24 protein-coding genes are annotated in these 20,696 nt (G+C 71.0%); 16 read left to right on the top strand and 8 right to left on the bottom strand.

Annotated features, from left to right (window positions below):
• Positions 1-123: 123 nt before the first annotated feature.
• Entirely contained in the window at positions 124-678 is a 555-nt protein-coding gene (locus tag Q7T52_RS07095; protein ID WP_304800813.1) for a DUF3043 domain-containing protein, read from the bottom strand.
• 61 nt (positions 679-739) lie between these two features.
• Between Q7T52_RS07095 and Q7T52_RS07090 the strand changes: the two genes are divergently transcribed.
• The 7 genes from Q7T52_RS07090 to Q7T52_RS07060 all read left to right on the top strand — a co-directional run bounded on the left by Q7T52_RS07090 (position 740) and on the right by Q7T52_RS07060 (position 6,004).
• Positions 740-1,525 (top strand): PspA/IM30 family protein, encoded by a 786-nt coding sequence (locus Q7T52_RS07090; RefSeq protein ID WP_304800811.1) that lies wholly within the window; start codon positions 740-742, stop codon positions 1,523-1,525.
• 67 nt (positions 1,526-1,592) lie between these two features.
• Positions 1,593-1,901 (top strand): hypothetical protein, encoded by a 309-nt coding sequence (locus Q7T52_RS07085; RefSeq protein ID WP_304800809.1) that lies wholly within the window; start codon positions 1,593-1,595, stop codon positions 1,899-1,901.
• A 56-nt stretch (positions 1,902-1,957) separates the two neighbouring features.
• Positions 1,958-2,863: a zinc metalloprotease HtpX gene (gene htpX, locus Q7T52_RS07080; RefSeq protein WP_304800807.1), complete on the top strand. Its 906-nt coding sequence runs from the start codon at positions 1,958-1,960 to the stop codon at positions 2,861-2,863.
• Between the two features lie 7 nt (positions 2,864-2,870).
• A complete protein-coding gene (locus Q7T52_RS07075) occupies positions 2,871-3,464 on the top strand; it encodes a hypothetical protein (RefSeq protein ID WP_304800805.1) in 594 nt (197 codons plus the stop codon).
• A gap of 42 nt (positions 3,465-3,506) precedes the next feature.
• On the top strand, positions 3,507-4,019 hold the full coding sequence (locus tag Q7T52_RS07070; protein ID WP_304800803.1) for a SigE family RNA polymerase sigma factor: 513 nt from the start codon (positions 3,507-3,509) through the stop codon (positions 4,017-4,019).
• A complete protein-coding gene (locus Q7T52_RS07065; RefSeq protein ID WP_304800801.1) occupies positions 4,019-4,807 on the top strand; it encodes a hypothetical protein in 789 nt (262 codons plus the stop codon). The genes Q7T52_RS07070 and Q7T52_RS07065 overlap by 1 nt, the downstream gene beginning before the upstream one ends.
• Before the next feature lie 39 nt (positions 4,808-4,846).
• The gene (locus Q7T52_RS07060; RefSeq protein WP_304800799.1) at positions 4,847-6,004 is read left to right on the top strand and encodes a GAF domain-containing sensor histidine kinase; all 1,158 of its coding nucleotides are present in this window, start codon (positions 4,847-4,849) and stop codon (positions 6,002-6,004) included.
• Between the two features lie 35 nt (positions 6,005-6,039).
• Here Q7T52_RS07060 and Q7T52_RS07055 read toward each other — a convergent pair whose 3' ends face one another.
• Positions 6,040-6,477, bottom strand: a complete 438-nt coding sequence (locus Q7T52_RS07055; protein ID WP_304800796.1) for a VOC family protein — start codon at positions 6,475-6,477, stop codon at positions 6,040-6,042.
• Positions 6,474-7,046, bottom strand: a complete 573-nt coding sequence (locus Q7T52_RS07050) for a DinB family protein (protein ID WP_304800794.1) — start codon at positions 7,044-7,046, stop codon at positions 6,474-6,476. The genes Q7T52_RS07055 and Q7T52_RS07050 overlap by 4 nt, the downstream gene beginning before the upstream one ends.
• Before the next feature lie 61 nt (positions 7,047-7,107).
• On the opposite strand from Q7T52_RS07050, the gene Q7T52_RS07045 reads away from it, so the two are divergent.
• Positions 7,108-8,127 carry a YafY family protein gene (locus Q7T52_RS07045; protein WP_304800792.1) on the top strand — a complete coding sequence of 340 codons (1,020 nt, stop codon included), beginning with the start codon at positions 7,108-7,110 and terminating at the stop codon, positions 8,125-8,127.
• Between the two features lie 50 nt (positions 8,128-8,177).
• Here the strand turns inward: Q7T52_RS07045 and nadA are convergent, their stop codons facing one another.
• Both nadA and Q7T52_RS07035 read right to left on the bottom strand, forming a co-directional pair.
• A complete protein-coding gene (gene nadA / locus Q7T52_RS07040) occupies positions 8,178-9,353 on the bottom strand; it encodes a quinolinate synthase NadA (protein WP_304800790.1) in 1,176 nt (391 codons plus the stop codon).
• A gap of 93 nt (positions 9,354-9,446) precedes the next feature.
• Positions 9,447-10,334, bottom strand: coding sequence for a GNAT family N-acetyltransferase (locus tag Q7T52_RS07035; RefSeq protein ID WP_304800788.1), 888 nt, complete (start codon positions 10,332-10,334; stop codon positions 9,447-9,449).
• 42 nt (positions 10,335-10,376) lie between these two features.
• Between Q7T52_RS07035 and Q7T52_RS07030 the strand changes: the two genes are divergently transcribed.
• Positions 10,377-11,462, top strand: coding sequence for a glycerate kinase (locus tag Q7T52_RS07030; RefSeq protein ID WP_304800786.1), 1,086 nt, complete (start codon positions 10,377-10,379; stop codon positions 11,460-11,462).
• A 94-nt stretch (positions 11,463-11,556) separates the two neighbouring features.
• Positions 11,557-11,916 (top strand): iron-sulfur cluster insertion protein ErpA, encoded by a 360-nt coding sequence (gene erpA, locus Q7T52_RS07025; RefSeq protein ID WP_304800784.1) that lies wholly within the window; start codon positions 11,557-11,559, stop codon positions 11,914-11,916.
• A 67-nt stretch (positions 11,917-11,983) separates the two neighbouring features.
• Here erpA and Q7T52_RS07020 read toward each other — a convergent pair whose 3' ends face one another.
• Complete coding sequence (locus tag Q7T52_RS07020) at positions 11,984-12,199, bottom strand: hypothetical protein (protein ID WP_304800782.1); 216 nt, start codon at positions 12,197-12,199, stop codon at positions 11,984-11,986.
• Positions 12,200-12,263: 64 nt separating this feature from the next.
• Here Q7T52_RS07020 and Q7T52_RS07015 point away from each other — a divergent pair, with 64 nt between their 5' ends.
• Positions 12,264-13,238 (top strand): carbohydrate kinase family protein, encoded by a 975-nt coding sequence (locus tag Q7T52_RS07015; RefSeq protein ID WP_304800779.1) that lies wholly within the window; start codon positions 12,264-12,266, stop codon positions 13,236-13,238.
• Between the two features lie 136 nt (positions 13,239-13,374).
• Here the strand turns inward: Q7T52_RS07015 and Q7T52_RS07010 are convergent, their stop codons facing one another.
• Entirely contained in the window at positions 13,375-13,626 is a 252-nt protein-coding gene (locus Q7T52_RS07010; protein ID WP_304800777.1) for a sulfurtransferase TusA family protein, read from the bottom strand.
• A complete protein-coding gene (locus Q7T52_RS07005; protein ID WP_304800775.1) occupies positions 13,623-14,729 on the bottom strand; it encodes a cysteine desulfurase family protein in 1,107 nt (368 codons plus the stop codon). Before Q7T52_RS07005 ends, Q7T52_RS07010 begins: the two co-directional genes overlap by 4 nt.
• Positions 14,730-14,951: 222 nt before the next feature.
• Between Q7T52_RS07005 and coxB the strand changes: the two genes are divergently transcribed.
• The 5 genes from coxB (at position 14,952) to Q7T52_RS06980 (ending at position 20,437) form a co-directional block, all read left to right on the top strand.
• A complete protein-coding gene (gene coxB, locus Q7T52_RS07000; protein ID WP_304800773.1) occupies positions 14,952-15,716 on the top strand; it encodes a cytochrome c oxidase subunit II in 765 nt (254 codons plus the stop codon).
• Complete coding sequence (ctaD, locus tag Q7T52_RS06995) at positions 15,713-17,491, top strand: cytochrome c oxidase subunit I (protein ID WP_304800771.1); 1,779 nt, start codon at positions 15,713-15,715, stop codon at positions 17,489-17,491. The genes coxB and ctaD overlap by 4 nt, the downstream gene beginning before the upstream one ends.
• Positions 17,488-17,904 (top strand): cytochrome c oxidase subunit 4, encoded by a 417-nt coding sequence (locus Q7T52_RS06990; protein ID WP_304800770.1) that lies wholly within the window; start codon positions 17,488-17,490, stop codon positions 17,902-17,904. The genes ctaD and Q7T52_RS06990 overlap by 4 nt, the downstream gene beginning before the upstream one ends.
• 85 nt (positions 17,905-17,989) lie before the next feature.
• Positions 17,990-19,258, top strand: a complete 1,269-nt coding sequence (locus Q7T52_RS06985) for an Ig-like domain-containing protein (protein WP_304800768.1) — start codon at positions 17,990-17,992, stop codon at positions 19,256-19,258.
• Between the two features lie 222 nt (positions 19,259-19,480).
• Positions 19,481-20,437 (top strand): hypothetical protein, encoded by a 957-nt coding sequence (locus tag Q7T52_RS06980; RefSeq protein WP_304800766.1) that lies wholly within the window; start codon positions 19,481-19,483, stop codon positions 20,435-20,437.
• The last annotated feature ends 259 nt before the right edge of the window (positions 20,438-20,696 follow it).

Here is a 20,696-nt window from a genome sequence, read left to right as displayed (position 1 = left end):
AGGAGGTGGAGATTCACCGCCTCAGCGGTGAATCTCCGCCTTCTCGTACGAAGTTTCGGCGCAGAAGGGGAGAACCACCGGGTCAGCGGTAAATCTCCACCTTGACCGACGTTTCTCCCACCCTCACCGATACGTCTCAGGCAGCTTGGTGCCGATCTTGACCTTCGACTTGGGCAGCCGCATGAACTTCATCTGCATCGCGCGGGTCATCGAGTAGTAGGTCGTGCCCTTGAGCGACTCGTCGGGGAAGCGGCGGGTGAGCTCCTTGCGGAGCCGCAGCCGCAGCACGACCAGGTCGACGACCAGGACGGCGAAGAGCGGGATGATCAGCGGGTTGTAGACGATCGCGACGAACATCAGCGGGATGACGATCTCGGCGAAGCCGAAGCGGGCGTCGACGAAGTCGCGGATGAAGCGGCGCACGGGGCCCTTGTCGCGGGCCAGCAGGTAGCGCTCGTCGCCGTCCTTCATGCCCTGACGGATCTTCTGGCTCGACTCGCCCTTGGCGGCGCGCTGGGCCGCCATCTGCTCCTTGCGGGTGCGCGGCACCTTGGCCCGCGCGCGGGCGGCCGCCTCGGCCTCCTTGCGGGTGGGGGTGGGGCGGCCCTTGCCCCCGGCCTTGGTCAGGGTGACCGTCTCGGAGGTGGCTTCTTCGGACTTGCGACGACGCAGCTTCATGGCCCGATCAGGGTACCCGGACCCCGTCGCCGATCTTGCGGCCGCGGCATAGGGTGAGCCCATGAGCATGATGAAGCGGATGAGCATGATCTTCCGGGCCAAGGCCAACAAGGCGCTCGACGCCGCCGAGGACCCCCGCGAGACGCTCGACTACAGCTATCAGCGCCAGCTCGAGCTGCTGTCCAAGGTACGCCGGGGCGTCGCCGACGTGGCCACGAGCCGCAAGCGCGTGGAGCTGCAGGTCGCCCAGATGGAGCAGCAGGCCGCCAAGCTGCAGACCCAGGCCGAGAAGGCCCTCCAGATGGACCGCGAGGACCTCGCCCGCGAGGCGCTGACCCGCAAGTCCGGCCTCGCCCAGCAGATCTCCGACCTCCAGGCGCAGCACGCGCAGCTCCAGGGCGAGGAGGAGAAGCTGATCCTGGCCCAGCAGCGGCTGCAGGCCAAGGTCGAGGCCTTCCGCACCCGCAAGGAGACGATCAAGGCGACCTACACCGCCGCCGAGGCCCAGACCCGCATCAACGAGGCCGTCTCCGGCATCGGCGAGGAGATGGGCGACGTCGGCATGGCCATCCAGCGCGCCGAGGACAAGACGGCGACGATGCAGGCCCGCGCCGGTGCCATCGACGAGCTCATCTCGTCCGGCGCCCTCGACGACGTCACCAACCCCGGTGGCAGCGACGACATCTCCCGCGAGCTCGAGTCGATGAGCCACCAGTCCGACGTCGAGCTCGAGCTCGCCCGGCTCAAGGGCCTCTCCGCGCCCCAGGCCCCCGGCCAGCTCGGGGCCGGGTCGCCCGGTGCGGCCGACCCGCTCACCAAGCAGGTCGAGGGGGAGACGCCACGATGAACCACCCCACGAAGTTCTCTGCCTCCCCCGCTGCGCTCCTCCGCCAGACAACTCCGAGGGGACCCCGGTGACCGAGACCTCCGCCGACAAGACCGGCCTCATCATCCGCATCCTCGGCGAGGGTCAGTACGACGTCGCCGACACCGCGCTCGACCGGCTCAACGAGCTCGACGCCGCCGTCGAGGCGGCCATCGCGGCCGACGACGAGGCGACGTTCCGCCCGGCGCTGCTGGCGCTGCTCGAGGGTGTCCGCACCGTCGGCGTCGCCCACGCGGTCGACGCGCTCGACGAGTCCGACCTGATCCTGCCCGACGGCGACTCCTCCATCGAGGAGGTCCGCGAGCTGCTCGCCGACGACGGACTCATCCCCGGCTGACTCCCACCTGATCCCCGCCTGGTCACACGGCTAGGTCCGTCGGACAGACTCGGGGCATGGCAAGGACGAGGTTCATCGGCGATGCCGGGCTGACCGCCCGGATGACGCTGGTCATGTTTCTGCTCGGTGGGCTGTTCGTCGCCCTGGTCGCGGTGCTGGCGGTCAACAGCCCGGGCATCGGCGTCATCGTCGCCGTCGGCGGCATCGGCCTGGCGATCTACCAGTGGTCCACGTCCGACAAGATCGCCATGCGTGCGATGAACGCCCGCGAGGTCAGCCCGCAGGAGGCTCCCGAGCTGCACGGGATGATCGACCGCCTCTGCGCCCTCGCCGACATGCCCAAGCCGCGCGTCGGCATCGCCGACATCGCCGTGCCCAACGCCTTCGCCACGGGCCGCTCGCCCGACCGTGCGGTCGTCTGCGTCACCACCGGCATCCTGCAGACCCTCACCGCCGAGGAGCTCGAGGGCGTTCTCGCCCACGAGCTGTCGCACGTCGCCCACCGCGACGTCCTGGTGATGACCGTGGCGTCCTCGGCCGGCATCTCGGCCGGCATGCTCACCCAGGGCGCGCAGTACGGCGGCCTCGGCTTCATGGGCGGCGGTCGCCGCGACAGCAACAGCGGCCCGCCCCTGTGGATCATCGTCCTGGTCGTCAGCCTCGTCGTCTATGCCGTGAGCTTCGTCCTGCTGCGCCTGCTCTCGCGCTACCGCGAGCTGTCAGCCGACCGCGCCGGCGCCTACCTCACCCTCAAGCCCGCCGCGCTGGCCTCGGCGCTGCAGAAGATCTCCGGCGAGATGAGCCAGAGCACTCGCCGCGACCTACGCCAGGTCAACGCGGCCAGCGCGCTCTGCATCGCGCCCATCAACCTCAAGGGCATCTCGTCCACCCACCCGCCGCTCGCCAAGCGGCTCGAGCAGCTCGCCAGGATCCAGGCCGAGCTCGACCGGCCCACGGCATGATCCTCTGATGGGCTTCCTCGACTCGATCCTCGGCCGCAGCAAGCCCAAGCAGGCCGACCTCGACGCGCTCTTCCAGGTGCCGTCGGCGGCGATGACGCTGCAGGCGTCGCTCGGTCTCGTCCCGACCGGCGACGGCTCCGTCTGCTACCGGGCTGCGGCCGGGCCGGCGTTCGCCGACGCCCAGACCGACGTGCTCGACCTGCTGGCTGCCGCGACCGAGGCGGGGGTGCGGGTGACGACCGACGGCTTCGGCTTCACCTGGCTCGAGGTCGACCACCCGCCGTACGATGCCGAGGCCGGCGACCTCGGCGGGCTCTGCACCGACCTGCACGCGGTCAACACCACTCTCGAGGGCGCGGGGTTCGGGCCTGCGCTGCTCTGCTCGCTGGTGCCGTTCGCCGACAGCAGCGGCCGCCGGCTCGGGCTGGTCTACCTCTACAAGCAGGGCACGTTCTATCCCTTCGCGCCAGTGCCCGGCGGCGAGCAGCGTCGCGACGACCTGCTCGAGATCCAGGTCCGCGACGCGCTCAGCAACGAGCTGCCCGTCGAGCAGGACCCCGCGCGGTGGCTCGCGATCTGGGGCGCTCCCGGACTCGGCTGATCCCCGAGCAACCCCGCGGGCCCCTCGTTGCGTCTCATCCGCATGAGACCCGACCAGACCGCGGACTTCGAGGAGTTCGTGGCCGGCTCGGCGCGCAGCCTGCGGCGCACGGCCTACCTCCTCTGCGGCGACTGGCAGCGCGCGGAGGATGCAGCCCAGGACGCCCTGGTGAAGGTCTATGTCGCGTGGCCGCGGATCCGCCGCCGCGGCTCGGCCCACGCCTACGCCCACAGGGCCGTCGCCACCGCCGTCGTCGACCAGTCCCGGCGGCCGTGGCGCCGCGAGGTCGCGACCGAGACCCTGCCGGAGGGGCGCGTCGACCCGATGGCGCCCACGGAGCGGCGGCTGGCCGTGCTCGCCGCGCTGCGCGAGCTGCCCGACCGGCGCCGCGCCTGCGTGGTGCTGCGCTACTTCGCCGACCTGTCCGTCGCCGACACCGCCACCGCACTCGGCATCGACGGCGGGACCGTCAAGAGCCAGACCGCCCGGGCGCTCGACCAGCTGCGGGTCTCGCTGGCCGACACCGGCCTCGACCTCGCGACGGAGGACCTCTGATGAACGACCGGATCACCGACCTCCTCGACGACGTCGCGGACGACACCGGCCGGCCGCTGGGCTTCAGCGTCGCCGACGTGGCCGCCCGGGGGAGGGCCCTCCGCCGGCGTCGTACGACGGCCGGCGCGGTCGCCCTCGTCGCGGCGGCCGCGGCCGTCGCGGTGGCCGTCGCGGTCGTCGTACCCGACGAACGAGCGGCCGAGCAGCCGCTGGCGCCACCCACGACGGCCACCGACTCCGCCGGCCAGACCCCGACGGCCCCCACGACCCCGCCCGAGCCCACCGGCCAGGACGCGGTCGTCCTGGCGGGCTGCGTCACGGTCGACGCCACGCTCGACGGCTGGCTCCTCGACGCCCAGGTCACCGACGCCGAGGGGAGCACCGCGACGTTCGTGTCGGCGCAAGGGGACCGATGGCGCACGTGCACGCTCGGCTTCCCGGGCGAGGAGGTGACGGCGCCAGAGCCGCTCGACACAGGCCCGCTCGACGAGGACGAGGTGGTCCGGCAGAGCGGCGTCGACTTCGGACTCCTCTGCCCCAAGGAGGCCCCGGCCTCGTGCACCCGCCGTCTCTACGACGTCGAGCTGCCCCTGCCCGAGGGGGTGGCGAGCATCGAGGTCGAGACGCCGGGGGGTGACCGCGTCGACGCGGTGACCGGGACGTCGACCTACGTCGTCCGGTTCGCCGAGTCCGGGGTCACGACCTCGGTGCCGCCGGTGGTCGCCACGCTGCGCGACTCATCCGACGGGGTGCTCTTTCGCTACGACTACAACGAGCTGCTGCGTTAGAGCCGCCGGGCCGGTGCGGGCTGGCTATTCTCGACTGCGATGAGCACGACGGAGGACAGGCGCCGGGTCCGGAGCATCGAGCAGTACGACCTGCTCGAGCACCCGCCCCGCCTCGAGCTGTTGGCCGTCGTCGAGCTGGCGGCCAAGATCTGCGGCACCCCGATGGCGACCATCAACCTCATCACCGACACCGAGCAGCACCAGGTCGCAGCCTACGGCTTCGACGGGTCGATCTGCCGCCGCGAGGACTCGATGTGCGCGGCGGTGCTCGACGAGGACACCCCGCTCGTCGTGCCCGACGCCAGCCGCGACCCGCGGTTCCACGACAACCCGTTCGTGTCGGGCGTCATCGGCAACGTCCGGTTCTACGCCTCCCACAAGCTGACGACCCTCGACGGCGTCGTGATCGGCACCCTCTGCGTCTTCGACGAGGTGCCGCGCGACCTCGACGCGTCGCAGGTCGAGGCGCTCCGCACGCTGGCCGAGCGGATCGTCGACGTCCTCGAGCTGACCCTGCGCAGCCGCGAGCTGGCGGCGTCCAACGAGCGGCTGACGTCGTTCGCCGGCCGGGTCAGCCACGACCTCAAGACCCCGCTCGCGGGGGTCTCGATGTCGCTCGAGCTGCTCCGCGACGAGCTGGCCGACCGTGACGGCGTCGAGGACGCGTCGTGGCTGCTCGACCGCGCGATCAGCAGCTCGGAGCGGATGGCGGCCCTCATCGACGAGGTGCTGGTCTACGCCTCGCTCGGTGGTCGGATGGGCGCGGGCCCCGTCGCACTCGACTCGCTCCTCGACCAGGTGCTTGCCGACCTCGCCGCCCCGCTTGCCGGCGTGGCGGTCGTGCGCGACCCGCTGCCGGTCGTCGTCGGTGACGCCGTCCAGCTGCGGTCGGTGCTGCAGAACCTGCTCGACAACGCCGCCAAGTACCGCCACCCCGACCGCCCGCTGACGCTCGCCGTCACGTCGCGGGAGCTCGACGACCGCTGGCGCATCGAGATCGCCGACAACGGCGTCGGCATCCCCGAGGGCGAGCGGGAGCGGGTGTTCGCGCCGCGGGTGCGGCTCACCGGCGACGACCTCGGCTCGGGCATCGGCCTCGACACCGTGCGCCGGGTCGTCCAGGCCCACGGCGGGTCCGTGGGCATCGTCGCCACGCCGGGCGGCGGCACGACCGTGTGGCTCGAGCTCGCGACCTGAGCCGGTCCGAGCCGGTCCGAGCCTGGCGGGCAGCCTCAGTCGAGGCAGAACTCGTTGCCCTCGGGGTCGGCCATCACCAGGAACCCGTGGCTCAGCGGCGGGTCCGGCTCCGCGCGCTCGCGCCGCGTGGCCCCGAGCGCGACCAGTCGCCGGCTCTCCGCCTCGAGCGCGGCCATCCGCTCCTCGCCCTGCAGCCCGGGCGCGGTGCGGACGTCGAGGTGCACCCGGTTCTTGGCCGCCTTGCCCTCGGGGACCTGCTGGAAGAACAGCCGGGGCCCCGACCCGTCCGGGTCGTGGCAGGCCGAGCGGCTGTTGCGCTCCGCGGACGGTACGCCGAACGCGTCGAGGGCGGCATCCCAGGTGTCGAACCCCGGCGGCGGCGCGTCCCTCTCGTAGCCGAGCACCTCGCACCAGAACTCCATGAGGGCGTTCGGGTCGGCGCCGTCGAAGGTCACCTGGATCTCGCGGCTCATCGGGCGGTCTCCTCCTGGTAGCGGGCATAGAGGTCGCGCAGCAGGCAGACCTCGGCGAGGTGGTGGATGACCTCGCGGTTGATGTGCAGAACCAGCGTGGCGTACGACGCCTCGGCGTGCTCTCCCTCGGCCTCGCCGACCGCCCTCTGGAGCCCCTCCTCGCCGAGGGACTCCACCCCGGCCAGCCACCCGGCGTACTCCTCGTCGAGCTGGGCGAGCGCGCCGGCCGCCGTGGCGGCGTAGGGGAAGGACTGGTAGTCGGTGGCCTCGCGCCCGAAGTGGGCGGCGTTGCGCATCGCGAGGATCCCGACGACCACGTGCGCCAGCCGCCAGGCGATCGTCGTGACGGGCGGCGGGTCGGGCTCGGGGAATGTGAAGTCGATCGTCGTGGGGTGGTCGGCGTCGGTGCCCGGGTGCACGTTCCAGGCGTCGTCGACCGGCTCCCAGAGGTACTCGGCGTCGGTCAGCCCCTCGAGGCGGGGCCGCACCTGGCCGTCCCAGTGGTGGGTGAGCTGCTCGCGGAGGAGGGCGTTGAGGTCGATGGTCCGTGCGGTCGTCGCGGTGGTCATGGCTCCACCGTGGCAGCAATGGCGGACCGTTCCGGTCCGCTATCCGTGGGAGAGTGGTGTCATGGCCGACGGGACCACCCAGCGCGTGCTGCGCCTGCTGACGCTGCTCCAGCAGCGACGCGCCTGGACCGGCCCCGAGCTGGCCGGTGAGCTCGGCGTCACCGACCGCTGCGTGCGTCGCGACGTCGAGCGGCTGCGCGACCTGGGCTACCCCGTGCACGCGAGCCAGGGGGTCGGCGGCGGCTACCGGCTCGGGGCCGGCCAGGCGCTGCCGCCGCTGCTGCTCGACGACGACGAGGCGATCGCCACGGCGGTGTCCCTGCGGATGGCGGCCGGCGGCACGGTGGCGGGCGCGGGGGAGGCCGCGCTGCGCACGCTCGCCAAGCTCGACCAGGTGATGCCGCCCCGGCTGGGGGCCGAGGTCCGCGCCCTGCACGGCGCCACCGACACGCTCGTCGGAGGCGGGCCCGAGGTCGAGGGCGAGGTGCTGATGACGCTCGCGCGGGCCTGTCGCGACGCCGTACGCCTCCGGTTCCGGTACGCCGCCCGCGACGGTCGGGCCACCGAGCGCACCGTCGAGCCGGTGCGGATGGTCGCGACCGCACGCCGCTGGTACCTCATGGCCTTCGACGTCGACCGCGACGACTGGCGCACCTTCCGCCTCGACCGGATGAGCGACGTCCGTCCGACGACCTGGCGCTTCGAGCCGCGTGAGCACCCCGATCCGGCGACGTTCGTGCAGGACGCGGTCGTCGCTGCGCCCTACCGTCACGTCGCGCGGGCCCACGTCCACGCCGCCGCGGAGGCGGTGCTCGAGCACGTCCCGCCCCAGGTCGGCGCGGTCGTCGACGACCCCGACCGCCCGGGCTGGTCGCTGCTCACCACCGGCGGCGACGACCTCGAGCGGCTCGCCGTCCACCTCGCGTGGCTGCCGTACGACGTGGAGGTGATCGGTCCGGATGCGCTGCGTGACGCCGCCGGGCGGCTGGGTGAGCGGTTGGGGGCGCTCGTCACGTCCCCGGGATCCCTCACCGGGTCTCGACACGCCGGTTCACCGGGGCGAGCAAGCTCGCCCCGGTGACGGCGATGCTCGACCACCTTCGATCACGACCCGAGCAAGCTCGGTCGTGATCAGTCCTTGTGCGTCTTGCCCGGCAGGTCGAGCATCCGCTGCAGGGCGACGAGCGCGTCGCGCTCGGTGTCGGGGTCGACCTCGATCCGGTTGACGACGACGCCCTCGACGAGCGACTCGAGCGCCCACACGAAGTGGGGGAGGTCGATCCGGTTCATCGTCGAGCAGTAGCAGACGTCCTTGTCGAGGAAGAGGATCGTCTTGTCGGGGTGGGCGCGGGACAGGCGCTGCACCAGGTTGAGCTCGGTGCCGATGGCCCAGACCGACCCGCTGGGGGAGGCCTCGACGGTCTTGATGATGAACTCCGTCGAGCCGACGAGGTCGGCGCTGAGGACGACCTCGTGCGGGCACTCGGGGTGCACCAGGATCTGGACGTCGGGCACGGTGGCGCGCAGCTCGTCGACGACCTTGGTCGAGAAGCGCCCGTGGACCGAGCAGTGGCCCTTCCACAGGATCATCTTGGCGTCGCGCAGCTCGTCGACGGTCAGCCCGCCGTTGGGCAGGTGGGGGTTCCACACGACGCAGTCGTCGAGGGAGTAGCCCATCTTGAGCACGGCGGTGTTGCGGCCGAGGTGCTGGTCGGGGAAGAACATCACCTTGGTGTCGTCGCCGTGCTCGGCGAAGGCCCACTCGAGGGCGGTCTCGGCGTTGGACGAGGTGCAGACGACACCGCCGTTGCGGCCGCAGAACGCCTTGATGTCGGCACTCGAGTTCATGTAGGTCACCGGGACCACGAGGTCCTGGACGCCGGCGTCGGCGAGCGCCCGCCAGGCCGCCTCGACCTGGGGGAGCCGGGCCATGTCGGCCATCGAGCAGCCCGCCGCGAGGTCGGGCAGGATGACCTGCTGGCCCGGCCCGGTCAGGATGTCGGCCGACTCGGCCATGAAGTGCACGCCGCAGAAGACGATGAACTCCGCGTCGGGACGGGCGGCGGCGTCGCGCGCCAGCTTGAACGAGTCGCCCATGACGTCGGCGAACTGGACGACCTCGTCGCGCTGGTAGTGGTGGCCGAGCACGAACAGCCGGCTGCCCAGGGCCTCCTTGGCCGCGAGCGCGCGGGCCACGAGGTCGGGGTCGGACGCCGCGGGCAGGTCGCCCGGGCACTCCACGCCACGCTCGGAGCCGCGGTCGATGCCGAGTCCGAGGGGGAGGAGCGGGAGGTCGACGGTCGTCATGGGCTCGATCCTAGGTCTGCTCGGTGGCGCTCGGTGTCGGCACCGCCTCAACCTCGGAACGGCCCGGTTCGTTCCCCGTCCCGGGGCGGGAGGTCACAGCAGCGCCCCGTTGTGCAGGTAGGTCGTCGGCGGGCGCAGGCCGCGCAGCGCCAGGTAGCCGCTGGTGCGGAGGTCGAGGCGCGCCGCCGTGCCGACCGCGATCGCCCAGTCGTTGGCCGCGGTGACGTGGCTGACGGTCTGCTCGTCGGGGCCGTCCGCGATCGCGGACCAGAGCAGCTTCTCCGCCGTACGCCGGTTGGTCGCCGCGAGCAGCGCCACCGCTCCGGTCGGGGTGAGGTAGGCGTAGCCCGACCCCGCGGTGGTGTCGCTGACGACCCACCGGAAGATCCGCTGCATCAGGGCGTGGTCGGGCCCGTGGGCGGCGCCACGCGCCCGGCGGTCGACCGAGTCCATCAGCTCGGTGTCGGCCGCGGTGCCCTCGCGGATGCGTGAGCCGGTGCCGTCAGGGATGGCGGAGCGGTCGACGGTCCCGCTGAGGAACATCTGCGGGTGCATCGTGAAGCCGGCCAGCAGGTAGCGACGCACGGCCCGCGGGTCGTCGGAGGCCGACAGCATCCCCTGCAGGCAGCCGCGGCTGTGGGTGAGGGCGCGGTCGAGGACCTGCTTGCCGAGCCCGCGGCCCTGCTGACCGGGGCTCACGGCGTAGGTCGCGAGGATCCAGGTGCCCTCGCGCCGGATGCTCGTCGCGAAGCCGACCATCTCCCCGTCGGCGTCGGCCACCCAGCAGCCGCCGGGGTCGGTCTCGAGGAAGTGCAGGGTGCGGGCGATCCAGCCGGCGCGGTGGTCGGCGGTGCGCGGCCGCGGGTCGGGCTGGTCGCGGCGGAAGACCCGGCGGTCGAGCTCGAGGAAGGACTCGTCGGAGAGGCGTTCGGCCACGGGCACGTCGTCGGGTCGCATCGGTCGGAACAGCACCTCGGCCATCCGGCCACCGTAGTTGTCGGCGCGGACAGGCAGGATGGCTCCATGCGCGTGCTGGTGGCCCCCGACAAGTTCGCCGGCACCCTGACCGCGGTCGAGGCGGCCGAGGCGATCGCGGTGGGCTGGCGCCGCCACTCGCCCGACGACGAGCTCGACCTCGCCCCGATGGCCGACGGCGGACCGGGCTTCGTCGACGTGCTCCACGCCGCCCTCGGCGGCGAGCTCCACGTCGTGACGGTCGAGGCCGTCCACGGCGAGCAGGTGCCGGCGACGGTGCTGCGGGTCGGGGACACGGCCTACGTCGAGAGTGCGCAGTCGTGCGGGCTGCACCTGATGACCGACGGCGGCGCGGAGTTCGCGACGACCAGCGGGGTCGGCGAGCTGGTGCTGGCCGCGGTCGACGGGGGCGCGACCCGCGTGGTCGTGGGGCTCGGCGGCTCGGGCACCAACGACGGCGGTGCCGGCTTCATGGCGCAGCTCGGTGCGACCTCCGACGGCATCCTCGACTGCGGCCCGGTCTGCTTCGACCAGCTGTCGACCGTCGACCTCGGGCCGGCCCGCGAGCGTCTCGCCGGGGTCGAGCTCGTGATGGCCTCCGACGTCGACATCCCGCTGACGGGCCTGTTCGGAGCCACCAAGACCTTCGGCCCGCAGAAGGGCATCGCCGACGACATGATCGCCCAGGTCGACGGGTGGCTCGAGCAGCTCGCCCACGCCACCGACCGGCGTACGGCGCTGGAGAAGGGGGCCGGGGCCGCCGGTGGCCTCGGCTACGCCCTGCTCTGCCTCGGCGCCCGCCGCGAGCCCGGGATCGAGCTCGTCGCCCGGGCCGTACGGCTCGCCGAGCGGGCGGGTGCGGCCGACCTGGTGCTGACCGGCGAGGGCGCCTTCGACTTCTCCAGCCGCTCGGGCAAGGTGCCCTACGGCGTCGCCGAGATCGCCGCCGACGCCCTGCGGCCGTGCGTCGCGCTGGCCGGCCAGGTGCTCGTCGGGTCCCGCGAGATGCGGGCCCTGGGCATCGAGTCGGCCTACTCCCTGGTCGACCTGGTCGGGCTCGAGCAGGCGATGAGCAACCCGGCCGGATCGCTGTCCGCGCTGGCGGCACGCGTCGCCCGCACCTGGTCGCACTGAGGCTCCCGCCGTCCGGCGGGGCCGGTGGAATAACCCCCGGTGTGCGACCATTGACCCGAGGACAGACCCCTACGTCTCGCAACGGGAGCACACAATGACCGAGCAGCTCGAGACCACCGAGCGTCGTACCGACCAGATCAACCTGAGCTCGGTGGCCGCCAGCAAGGTGCAGAGCCTCCTCGCACAGGAGGGCCGCGACGACCTGCAGCTCCGCATCTCCGTGCAGCCCGGTGGCTGCAGCGGACTGCGCTACCAGCTCTTCTTCGACGAGCGCACGCTCGACGGTGACGTCATCACCGACTTCGACGGCGTGTCCGTCGTGGTCGACCGGATGAGCGTCCCCTACCTCAACGGTGCCGAGATCGACTTCGTCGACTCCATCGAGAAGCAGGGCTTCACCATCGACAACCCCAACGCCACGGGGTCGTGCGCCTGTGGAGACAGCTTCCACTGATCGACCCAGACAGACGACAGCCCCCGCCGGACCGGCGGGGGCTGTCGTCGTTTTGCGGGAGGACTGTCTACTCGAGGTGGAAGTGCAGCGCCGCAGCGATCCGGACCGCGGCGGCCGAGATCTCGACCTGCGGCTTGGGACGCTCCGCGGGCTGCTCGTCGAAGTGGATGCTGGGTGCCGGCCGGGTGGCCCGGCGGGCGGCCTGCTCGAGGCGGGCGCTCGTCGCGCGGCAGTCGTCCTGCATGTCGGCCGGAGCGGCCAGGTCGTCGTACGAGGAGGTCATGACAGCGACGCTAGGCGCTACTGATTAGTACCTCCACGCATACCGATCGGTAGTGTTCCGCCACGTGCCTCTACTGATCGCCGGGTCCATCGCCACCGACCACCTGATGAGCTATGGCGGCAAGTTCGCCGACTCGCTCGTGGTGGAGCAGCTCGACAAGATCTCGGTCTCGTTCCTCGTCGACGACCTCGAGATCCGTCGCGGCGGGGTGGCGGCCAACATCGTGTTCGGCCTGGGCTGCCTGGGCCTGCGGCCGGTCCTGGTGGGGGCGGCCGGCGAGGACTTCGCCGACTACCGCTCCTGGCTCGAGCGCCACGGCGTCGACTGCTCCGGCGTCCGCATCTCCGACAGCCGCCACACCGCGCGCTTCGTCTGCACGACCGACCCGAGCGGCGCCCAGATCGCGTCGTTCTACCCCGGCGCGATGAGCGAGGCCCGGCTGATCGAGCTCGGCCCGATCGTCTCGCGCGTCGGCACTCCCGACTACGTCCTCATCGGCGCCGACGACCCCGACGGGATGCTGCGCCACACCGACGAGTGCCGCCAGAAGGGCTACCCCTTCATCGCCGACCCGAGCCAGCAGCTCGCGTTCAGCGACGGCGACCTGATCCGCAAGCTGATCGACGGCGCGACGATCCTGTTCTCCAACGAGTACGAGTCGCACATGATCGAGCAGAAGACCGGCTGGACGCCCGACGAGGTCCTCTCGCGGGTCGGCACCCAGGTCACCACCCTCGGCAAGGACGGCGCCCGCGTGCTGCGCCACGGCCAGGAGCCGATCGTCGTCCCCGCCGCCACCGGCGTCACCGCCGTCGAGCCCACCGGCGTCGGCGACGCCTTCCGCGCCGGCTTCCTCGCCGCCCTCAGCTGGAACCTCGACCTCGAGCGCGCCGCCCAGGTCGGCTCGGTCCTCGCGGCCTACGTCGTCGAGATCGTCGGCACCCAGGAGTACACCTTCACGCCGGCCGAGTTCGTGGCCCGCGTCGAGGGGTCCTACGGCGTGCCCGCGGCTGCTGACGTGGCCAAGAACCTGCAGTGACGAGGGGCGCGCGAGCCTGCGAGCGCGCGCCCTCGTCGATGGTGGTCGAGCAAGCCGTCGCGCGCTGAGCGCGCGAAGCGCGCGAACCGGCGTGTCGAGACCCCCGCAGCCGACCCGCCCGGGCCGCACCCGGCCCTCAGCCGACCCGCCGCACCAGGTAGCGCGGCACCCCGTCGAAAGCAACGTCCTCGCCGACGTAGACCTGCTCCTTCATCCGGCACCACGCCGGTACGTCGTAGCGTGCGGCCACGTCGTCGGCGACCACCGCGACCAGCCCGCCCACCTCGACCTCGCCGATCCGGCGCGCCAGCTCGATGATCGGGGCGGGGCAGAGCATCCCGCGGCAGTCGAGCTCGAGGGCGGCCTCAGGGAGCGGCTGCTCGCTCACGACCGCAGCTCCGCGACGACCTCGGGCAGGGCCGCGCAGAAGGCCTCGACGTCGGCCTCGCTGGTGTCGCGGGTCAGGGAGACCCGCACGTTGCCGTGGGTGAGGGCGCCCATCGCGGCCAGAACCCGCGACGGCTCGAGGGTCGAGGCGGTGCAGGCCGAGCCGCTCGCCACGCCGAAGCCGCGCCGGTCGAGGGCGGTGACCAGGCGCTCGCCGTTGACGTAGAGCACCGAGAACGTCACGAGGTGGGGGAGCCGGTCGACCGGGTCGCCCACGACGTCGACGTCGTCGATCGCCACCGCGGCGGCGCGGATCCGGTCGACCAGGGCGTGCTGGCGGGCGTTGACCTCGCCGCGCTCGGCGACGACCGCCTGGAGCGCGGCGGCCGCGGCCAGGGCGGCCGGCACGTTCTCGAAGCCGGTCGCGCGGTGGTCGGCGCGGTCGTCGGCCGGGAACGGGTTGAGCCACGCCGCCCGGTGACGCACCAGGAGCACGCCCACCCCGGCCGGTCCGCCCCACTTGTGCGCCGACCCGGCGGCGGCCGCCCACCGGTCGGGCAGGGGGAGCCGCCCCATCGCGGCACAGGCGTCGACGAAGACCGCGGCGTGCTCCGGCAGGTCGGGGAGGTGCTGGACGGTGCCGACCTCGTGGTTGGCGGCCTGGACGGCGACCACGCCCAGAGCCTCGGCGGCCGACCGCAGCGCGTCGGGGTCGACCCGGCCGAGCCGGTCGACGGGGACGACCGTCGTCGGTCGCCCGGACCAGGCGGCGGCGTGGAGCACCGCGGAGTGCTCGACGTCGGTGTGGGTGACCGGGGCGTCGTACGCGGTGGCGGAGACGAGCCCGAGCAGACCGCGGTGCACCGCCTCGGTGCCGGACCCGGTGAACGTCACCTCGTCGGCGCGCACGCCGAGCGCCTCGGCCACCGCGGCCCGGGCGTTGTCGAGCAGCAGGCGGGCGTTGCGGGCCGGGTGGTGCAGCCGGCGCGGGTCGGCATACCCCGCGTCGAGGGCCGCCAGCAGCGTCTGGTGGGCTGCGGGGTGCAGGGGCTCGGACGACGCGGAGTCGAGATAGCGCGGCGGAACCGCAGGAGCCTCGGACACACCACGATCCAACCACCCACCCGGGGGACCCGGGACGACCCGATCGCGATAAGGTTCTGTTCGTTCGTGACCGCCTGAGAGGAAGTCTCCTTCGTGGGTCTGCAACTCCCCGAGCGTTCGGCAGTTCCGCGGCGTCGCCGCGTCGGACTGGCCGCTCTGCTGGGTCTTACCTTCTTCGTCCTGGCCGGCTGCGGCTCCGACTCCGAGTTCGAGCGTCTCGCGATGCCCAAGCCCGTCACCGTCGAGGGTGAGCACACGCTCGACCTCTGGCAGGGCGCGTGGATCGCCGCGCTCGCGACCGGTGTCTTCGTGTGGGGCCTGATCTTCTACGCGGTGATCAAGTTCCGGCGCCGCCACGACGACGAGGTCCCCGTCCAGACGCGCTACAACCTGCCGCTCGAGATCTTCTACACGATCTTCCCGATCATCATGGTGATCGTGTTCTTCGACCACACGATCTCGACGCAGAACGCGGTCCTCAACGATCCTGACGTGAAGCCGCAGAACACGATCTACGTCGTGGGTCAGCAGTGGCAGTGGACCTTCAACTACCCCGACGAGGTCGAGGACGACAACGGCGACCCCGTCAACGTCTACGAGGTCGGCACCGGCTCCGACATCCCGACCCTCGTGCTCCCGGTCAACGAGACCACGCGGTTCGAGCTGCGCAGCCCCGACGTCATCCACGACTTCGGCGTCCCCGGGTTCCTCATCAAGATGGACGTCATGCCGGGCCAGGAGAACCACTACCAGGTCACGCCCAAGACGATCGGCACCTACGCGGGCAAGTGCTACGAGCTCTGCGGGGTCTACCACTCGCGGATGATCTTCGAGGTCTCCGTGGTCTCGCGCGCCGACTACGACAAGTACCTGCAGGGTCAGTACGACGCGGGCAACGTCTCCGACGAGCCCATCTGCGGCGGCAAGTTCGCCGACACCCAGGCCGGCCTCGAGGAGTCCGACGAGGAAGCAGGTATCTGCTCATGACCACCACCGCCGACCCGACCAAGGTCGCCGCCCCGGCCCGCAAGCCGCTGGGCCAGGAGCTCGTCAAGATCATGACGACGACCGATCACAAGCTGATCGGCAAGCTCTACCTCGTCACGTCGTTCGTGTGGTTCCTGCTCGCCGGCCTGATGGCGCTCGTCATCCGGTCCGAGCTCGCCTTCCCCGGCAGCCAGGTCGTCAACGAGGAGCTCTACAACCAGCTCTTCACGATGCACGGCACGATCATGCTGCTGCTCTTCGCGACGCCGCTGTTCTTCGGGTTCGCCAACGTGATCATGCCGCTGCAGATCGGCTCGCCCGACGTGGCGTTCCCGCGGCTCAACATGTTCAGCTACTGGCTCTTCCTCTTCGGCGGCATCATCGCCGCCTCCGGCTTCCTGACCCCGGGCGGCGCCGCCGACTTCGGCTGGTTCGCCTACACCCCGCTCTCCGACGCGATCCGCTCGCCCGGCGTCGGCGGTGACCTGTGGATCATGGGGCTGTGGATGGCCGGTCTCGGCACGATCCTCGGTGCCGTCAACTTCATCACCACGATCATCTGCATGCGTGCGCCCGGCATGACGATGTTCCGGATGCCGCTGTTCGTCTGGAACACCCTGGTCACGAGCCTCCTCGTGCTCGTCGCGTTCCCGATCCTGGCCGGCGCGCTGCTCTCGCTCGAGGCCGACCGCCAGCTCGGCGCCCACGTCTTCGACACCGCCCACGGCGGCGCGATCCTGTGGCAGCACCTGTTCTGGTTCTTCGGGCACCCCGAGGTCTACATCATCGCGCTGCCGTTCTTCGGGATCGTGACCGAGATCCTGCCGGTGTTCAGCCGCAAGCCGATCTTCGGCTACGTCGGCCTCGTCGGCGCCACGCTCGGCATCGCGATCCTCTCCGTGGCCGTGTGGGCCCACCACATGTTCGTCACCGGTGCGGTCAACCTGCCGTTCTTCTCCGGCATGACGTTCCTGATCGCGGTGCCCACAGGAGTGAAGTTCTTCAACTGGATCGGCACGATGTGGGGGGGATCTCTGTCCTTCGACACCCCCATGCTCTGGTCGGTCGGGTTCCTCACGACCTTCCTGTTCGGTGGCCTGACCGGCATCATCCTGGCCAGCCCGCCCCTCGACTTCCACGTCTCCGACTCCTACTTCGTCGTCGCCCACTTCCACTACGTGGTCTTCGGCACCGTGGTGTTCGCGATGTTCGCGGGCTTCTACTTCTGGTGGCCCAAGATGACCGGCCGGATGCTCGACGAACGACTCGGCAAGCTCCACTTCTGGCTATTGTTCGTCGGGTTCCACACGACCTTCCTGGTTCAGCACTGGCTGGGCGTCGAGGGGATGCCGCGCCGCTACGCCGACTACAAGGCCTCCGACGGCTGGGAGACGCTCAACCAGGTCTCCACCATCGGTGCCTTCCTGCTCGGTGCCTCGACGCTGCCGTTCCTCTACAACGTCTACGTGTCCCGCAAGGCGCCCAAGGTCGAGGTCGACGACCCCTGGGGCTGGGGCCGCTCGCTCGAGTGGGCCACCAGCTGCCCCCCTCCGCGCCACAACTTCCACTCGATCCCGCGGATCCGGTCGGAGTCCCCGGCCTTCGACCTGCATCACCCCGAGGTCGCCGCGATCGAGCTCGACGAGAACCAGTCGGCGCGTGACGGCAAGTTCGCCGACGCACCCGACATGGAGGGACGCGAGACGCTCCTCAAGGAGCGCACCGAGCGGGACACCGACCGTGACACCGAGGGCGACGGGGGCAGCGCGCGATGAAGTCCGAGGCCTGGATCTTCGGGATCACCACCGTCTTCGTGGTGCTGGTGACGCCGGCGTACTGGCTCGTCACCGACTCCTCCGACCGCGGCGGCGACTGGACGGGCACCTCCGCCCTGGCCATGACGGGTCTGCTGACCTTGATGGTCACCCTCTACCTCGGCTTCCACGCCAAGAAGATGGATCCCCGCCCCGAGGACCGCAAGGACGGTGAGATCGCCGACGGAGCCGGTGAGCTCGGGTTCTTCCCGCCCTACTCGTGGTGGCCCCTGTGGTGCGGCTCGACGCTCGCGGTCATGGTGTTCGGCGTCGCTGCCGGTGCGTGGTGGCTGTTCATCATCGGCGGTCTGCTCGGCGCCGTGGCCCTCTCGGGTCTCGTGTTCGAGTACTACCGCGGTGAGCACGCCCACTAGGCATCTCCTGGCACGGCGAATCGGTTCGTGTCCGACCGCCGGTTACGATTGAGGCTCCGCCACACCTGCTTCCCGGGAGTCCTTGATGTCCGTTCGTCCTTCAGGTCGCGCGAGTGCGCGCCGACTGGCCGCGGCTGGCCTGGCCGCCGTCCTCGGCCTCACGATGGCCGCGTGCAGCGTCGGCTCGGACGACTCCGACAGCGCCCCGGGCGCCGGAGCCGGTCAGGGTGACGCCACGGGCAGCACCGACGGCGGCGCCACCGGCGAGGGTGTCGCCGAGGACGATGCGACGACCCCCGTCGGCCCCGCGATCAAGCTCAACGTCGCCAAGGGTGCTCCCGCCGTCCCCGTCTCGACCCTCGTCAAGGTCGCGGCCGAGACCGGCGCCCTGACCTCGGTCGCGATCAGCTCGCCCGAGGGTGAGCTCCCGGGTGCGATCAGCGACGACGGCGTCTCCTGGACCGCGTCCGAGCGCCTCGAGCCCGGCACCACCTACTCCCTCAAGGCGGTCGCCGAGGCCGACGGTGCGAGCTCACAGGTCCGTCGTACGTTCACCGCGTCGCCGCTCACCCTCGACGAGCAGACCTACCCGTCCGTCGCCCCGCTGCAGGGCGAGACGGTCGGTGTCGGCATGCCGGTCGTCGTCACCTTCGACCTCCCGGTCACCGACCGCGCCGAGTTCGAGAAGCACATGACCGTCACGGCCTCGCCGGCCCAGGCCGGCTCCTGGTACTGGCTCAGCGACACCACGGCCCACTGGCGTCCCAAGACCTACTGGAAGCCCGGCAGCAAGGTCGCCGTCGACGTCGACGTCAACGGGGTCGACGCCGGCAACGGCATCTACGGCCAGGAGGACCGCGTCGTCGACTTCAACGTCGGCAAGGCCCACATCTACCAGGTCAGCGCCAAGACCCACGACATGAAGGTCTTCGAGAACGGCAAGCTCCTGCGCACCCTCCCCATCACCACTGGCAAGGAGGGCTTCACCACCCGCTCCGGCGTCAAGGTGATCATGGAGAAGTTCGAGTCCAAGCGGATGAACTCCGAGACCGTCGGCATCCCGCAGGGCAGCTCGGAGTCCTACGACATCGACAACGTCCAGTGGGCGATGCGCGTCACCAACTCCGGCGAGTTCATCCACGCCGCCCCGTGGTCCGTCGGCTCCCAGGGCTACGCCAACGTCTCCCACGGCTGCACCGGCATGAGCACCGACAACGCCGCCTGGCTCTACTCCATCAGCCGCCGCGGCGACGTCGTCGAATACACCGGCACCGACCGCCCGATGACCTTCGACAACGGCTACGGCGACTGGAACAAGTCCTTCAAGGACTACCAGGGCGGCTCTGCCCTCTGATCCACCCTCGCTGACCCGTCGTAGATCTATGACGGGTCAGTCGGCAATTTCCGCTGACCCGTCCTCGATCTACGACGGGTCAGTCGACACTTGCGGTGACCCGTCCTCGATCTACGACGGGTCAGTCGGTGTTTGCGGTGACCCGTCCTCGATCTACGACGGGTCGACGAGGCCTGTGGAGGAGCGGATGCGAGTCACGCTGACTTGTCCGACCATCGGTGCATGACCAGACCGTTCAGTCCTGGCAAGCTCGATGACCTGATGGCGCCGCTTCCGGCCGATCGACCGTTCACCGCCGCTCAGGCGGACGAGTGTGGTGTGGGCGACGGCCGACGTCGGCTGCTGCTGGAGCGTGGACGGATGGAGCGGCGGCTCCCGGGCGTGTTCCACGTCGCCGGTCTCATCGACTCGCTCGAGCTCCGCCTGCAGTGCCTGGAGCTGGTGGTCCCGGACGACTGTGTGGTCACCGACCGCACCGCCGCCTGGGTGTGGGTGGGGGACCGAGCTCTGGCTCCGGACGAGCACCTGAGCACGCCCCTGGTCTCGGTGTTCGCGCCACCGGGTCGTCGTCTGCGCAACGGGCTCACGACCAGTGGCGAGCGGATGCTGCTCGCGAAGGACGTCGTCGAGGTGGGTGGCCTCCGCCTGACCACGCCGCTCCGGACGGCCTGCGACCTCGGTCGCCTCCTGCACCCGGACCAGGCCTTCGCGGCCATGGACAGCCTCGCGACGCTGCGGGTGTTCGACGTCGACGAGCTCGTCGAGGAGCTCGGTCGGTTCAAGGGCTACCGCGGGATCGTCCAGGCCCGCACGTGGGCGCCATTCGTCGACCCCGACTCGGACTCGCAGTTCGAGACCATCGGACGCCGGCGGTGGCTGACGGCCGGGCTGCCGCGCCCGACGTGCCAGTGCCCCGTCGAGGCGCCGTACGACGGCCTCTACCACGTCGACTTCGGCCTGCCCGACGACCGTTTCGGTGGGGAGTACTTCGGCGAAGAGTTCCACGGTGAGGACGAGGAGCCGCATGATGATGCCCGTCTCGTCTGGCTCCGCGGGCCGCAACGATGGTTCATCGTCGTCGCGCGCAAGCACAACGTCGTCGGCCCCCACCAGGACCTCGAGCAGACGTTTCGGATCGAGTGGGAGCGTCATCGCGCCCGCTCGCGACTCATCGCCTGAACGCCGACCCGTCATGGATTGCTGACGGGTCAGCGTGTCGTTGGGTCGACCCGTCGTTGATTGCTGACGGGTCAGCGTCTCGTTGGGTCGATCCGTCATGGATTGCTGACGGGTCAGCGTCTCGCTGGGTCGATCCGTCGTCGATTGCTGACGGGTCAGCGTGTCGTTGGGTCGATCCGTCGTTGATTGCTGACGGGTCAGCGTGTCGTTGGGTCGACCCGTCGTTGATTGCTGACGGGTCAGCGTCTCGTTGGGTCGA

This window comes from Nocardioides sp., from assembly GCF_030655615.1.
Taxonomy (GTDB): Bacteria; Actinomycetota; Actinomycetes; order Propionibacteriales; family Nocardioidaceae; genus Nocardioides.
This window is presented reverse-complemented; position numbering and strand designations above follow the sequence as displayed.

Bases quoted from the DNA above. Each gene is read 5' to 3' on its own strand.
- Q7T52_RS07075 (WP_304800805.1), top strand. From the start codon at position 2,871: ATGGGCTTCCTCGACTCGATCCTCGGCCGCAGCAAGCCCAAGCAGGCC.
- ctaD (WP_304800771.1), top strand. From the start codon at position 15,713: ATGACCACCACCGCCGACCCGACCAAGGTCGCCGCCCCGGCCCGCAAG.
- Q7T52_RS07070 (WP_304800803.1), top strand. From the start codon at position 3,507: ATGAGACCCGACCAGACCGCGGACTTCGAGGAGTTCGTGGCCGGCTCG.
- Q7T52_RS07065 (WP_304800801.1), top strand. From the start codon at position 4,019: ATGAACGACCGGATCACCGACCTCCTCGACGACGTCGCGGACGACACC.
- Q7T52_RS07035 (WP_304800788.1), bottom strand. From the start codon at position 10,334: ATGGCCGAGGTGCTGTTCCGACCGATGCGACCCGACGACGTGCCCGTG.
- erpA (WP_304800784.1), top strand. From the start codon at position 11,557: ATGACCGAGCAGCTCGAGACCACCGAGCGTCGTACCGACCAGATCAAC.
- Q7T52_RS07095 (WP_304800813.1), bottom strand. From the start codon at position 678: ATGAAGCTGCGTCGTCGCAAGTCCGAAGAAGCCACCTCCGAGACGGTC.
- htpX (WP_304800807.1), top strand. From the start codon at position 1,958: ATGGCAAGGACGAGGTTCATCGGCGATGCCGGGCTGACCGCCCGGATG.
- Q7T52_RS06985 (WP_304800768.1), top strand. From the start codon at position 17,990: ATGTCCGTTCGTCCTTCAGGTCGCGCGAGTGCGCGCCGACTGGCCGCG.
- Q7T52_RS07060 (WP_304800799.1), top strand. From the start codon at position 4,847: ATGAGCACGACGGAGGACAGGCGCCGGGTCCGGAGCATCGAGCAGTAC.
- nadA (WP_304800790.1), bottom strand. From the start codon at position 9,353: ATGACGACCGTCGACCTCCCGCTCCTCCCCCTCGGACTCGGCATCGAC.
- Q7T52_RS07045 (WP_304800792.1), top strand. From the start codon at position 7,108: ATGGCCGACGGGACCACCCAGCGCGTGCTGCGCCTGCTGACGCTGCTC.
- Q7T52_RS06990 (WP_304800770.1), top strand. From the start codon at position 17,488: ATGAAGTCCGAGGCCTGGATCTTCGGGATCACCACCGTCTTCGTGGTG.
- Q7T52_RS07030 (WP_304800786.1), top strand. From the start codon at position 10,377: ATGCGCGTGCTGGTGGCCCCCGACAAGTTCGCCGGCACCCTGACCGCG.
- Q7T52_RS06980 (WP_304800766.1), top strand. From the start codon at position 19,481: ATGACCAGACCGTTCAGTCCTGGCAAGCTCGATGACCTGATGGCGCCG.
- coxB (WP_304800773.1), top strand. From the start codon at position 14,952: ATGCCCAAGCCCGTCACCGTCGAGGGTGAGCACACGCTCGACCTCTGG.
- Q7T52_RS07055 (WP_304800796.1), bottom strand. From the start codon at position 6,477: ATGAGCCGCGAGATCCAGGTGACCTTCGACGGCGCCGACCCGAACGCC.
- Q7T52_RS07050 (WP_304800794.1), bottom strand. From the start codon at position 7,046: ATGACCACCGCGACGACCGCACGGACCATCGACCTCAACGCCCTCCTC.
- Q7T52_RS07090 (WP_304800811.1), top strand. From the start codon at position 740: ATGAGCATGATGAAGCGGATGAGCATGATCTTCCGGGCCAAGGCCAAC.
- Q7T52_RS07020 (WP_304800782.1), bottom strand. From the start codon at position 12,199: ATGACCTCCTCGTACGACGACCTGGCCGCTCCGGCCGACATGCAGGAC.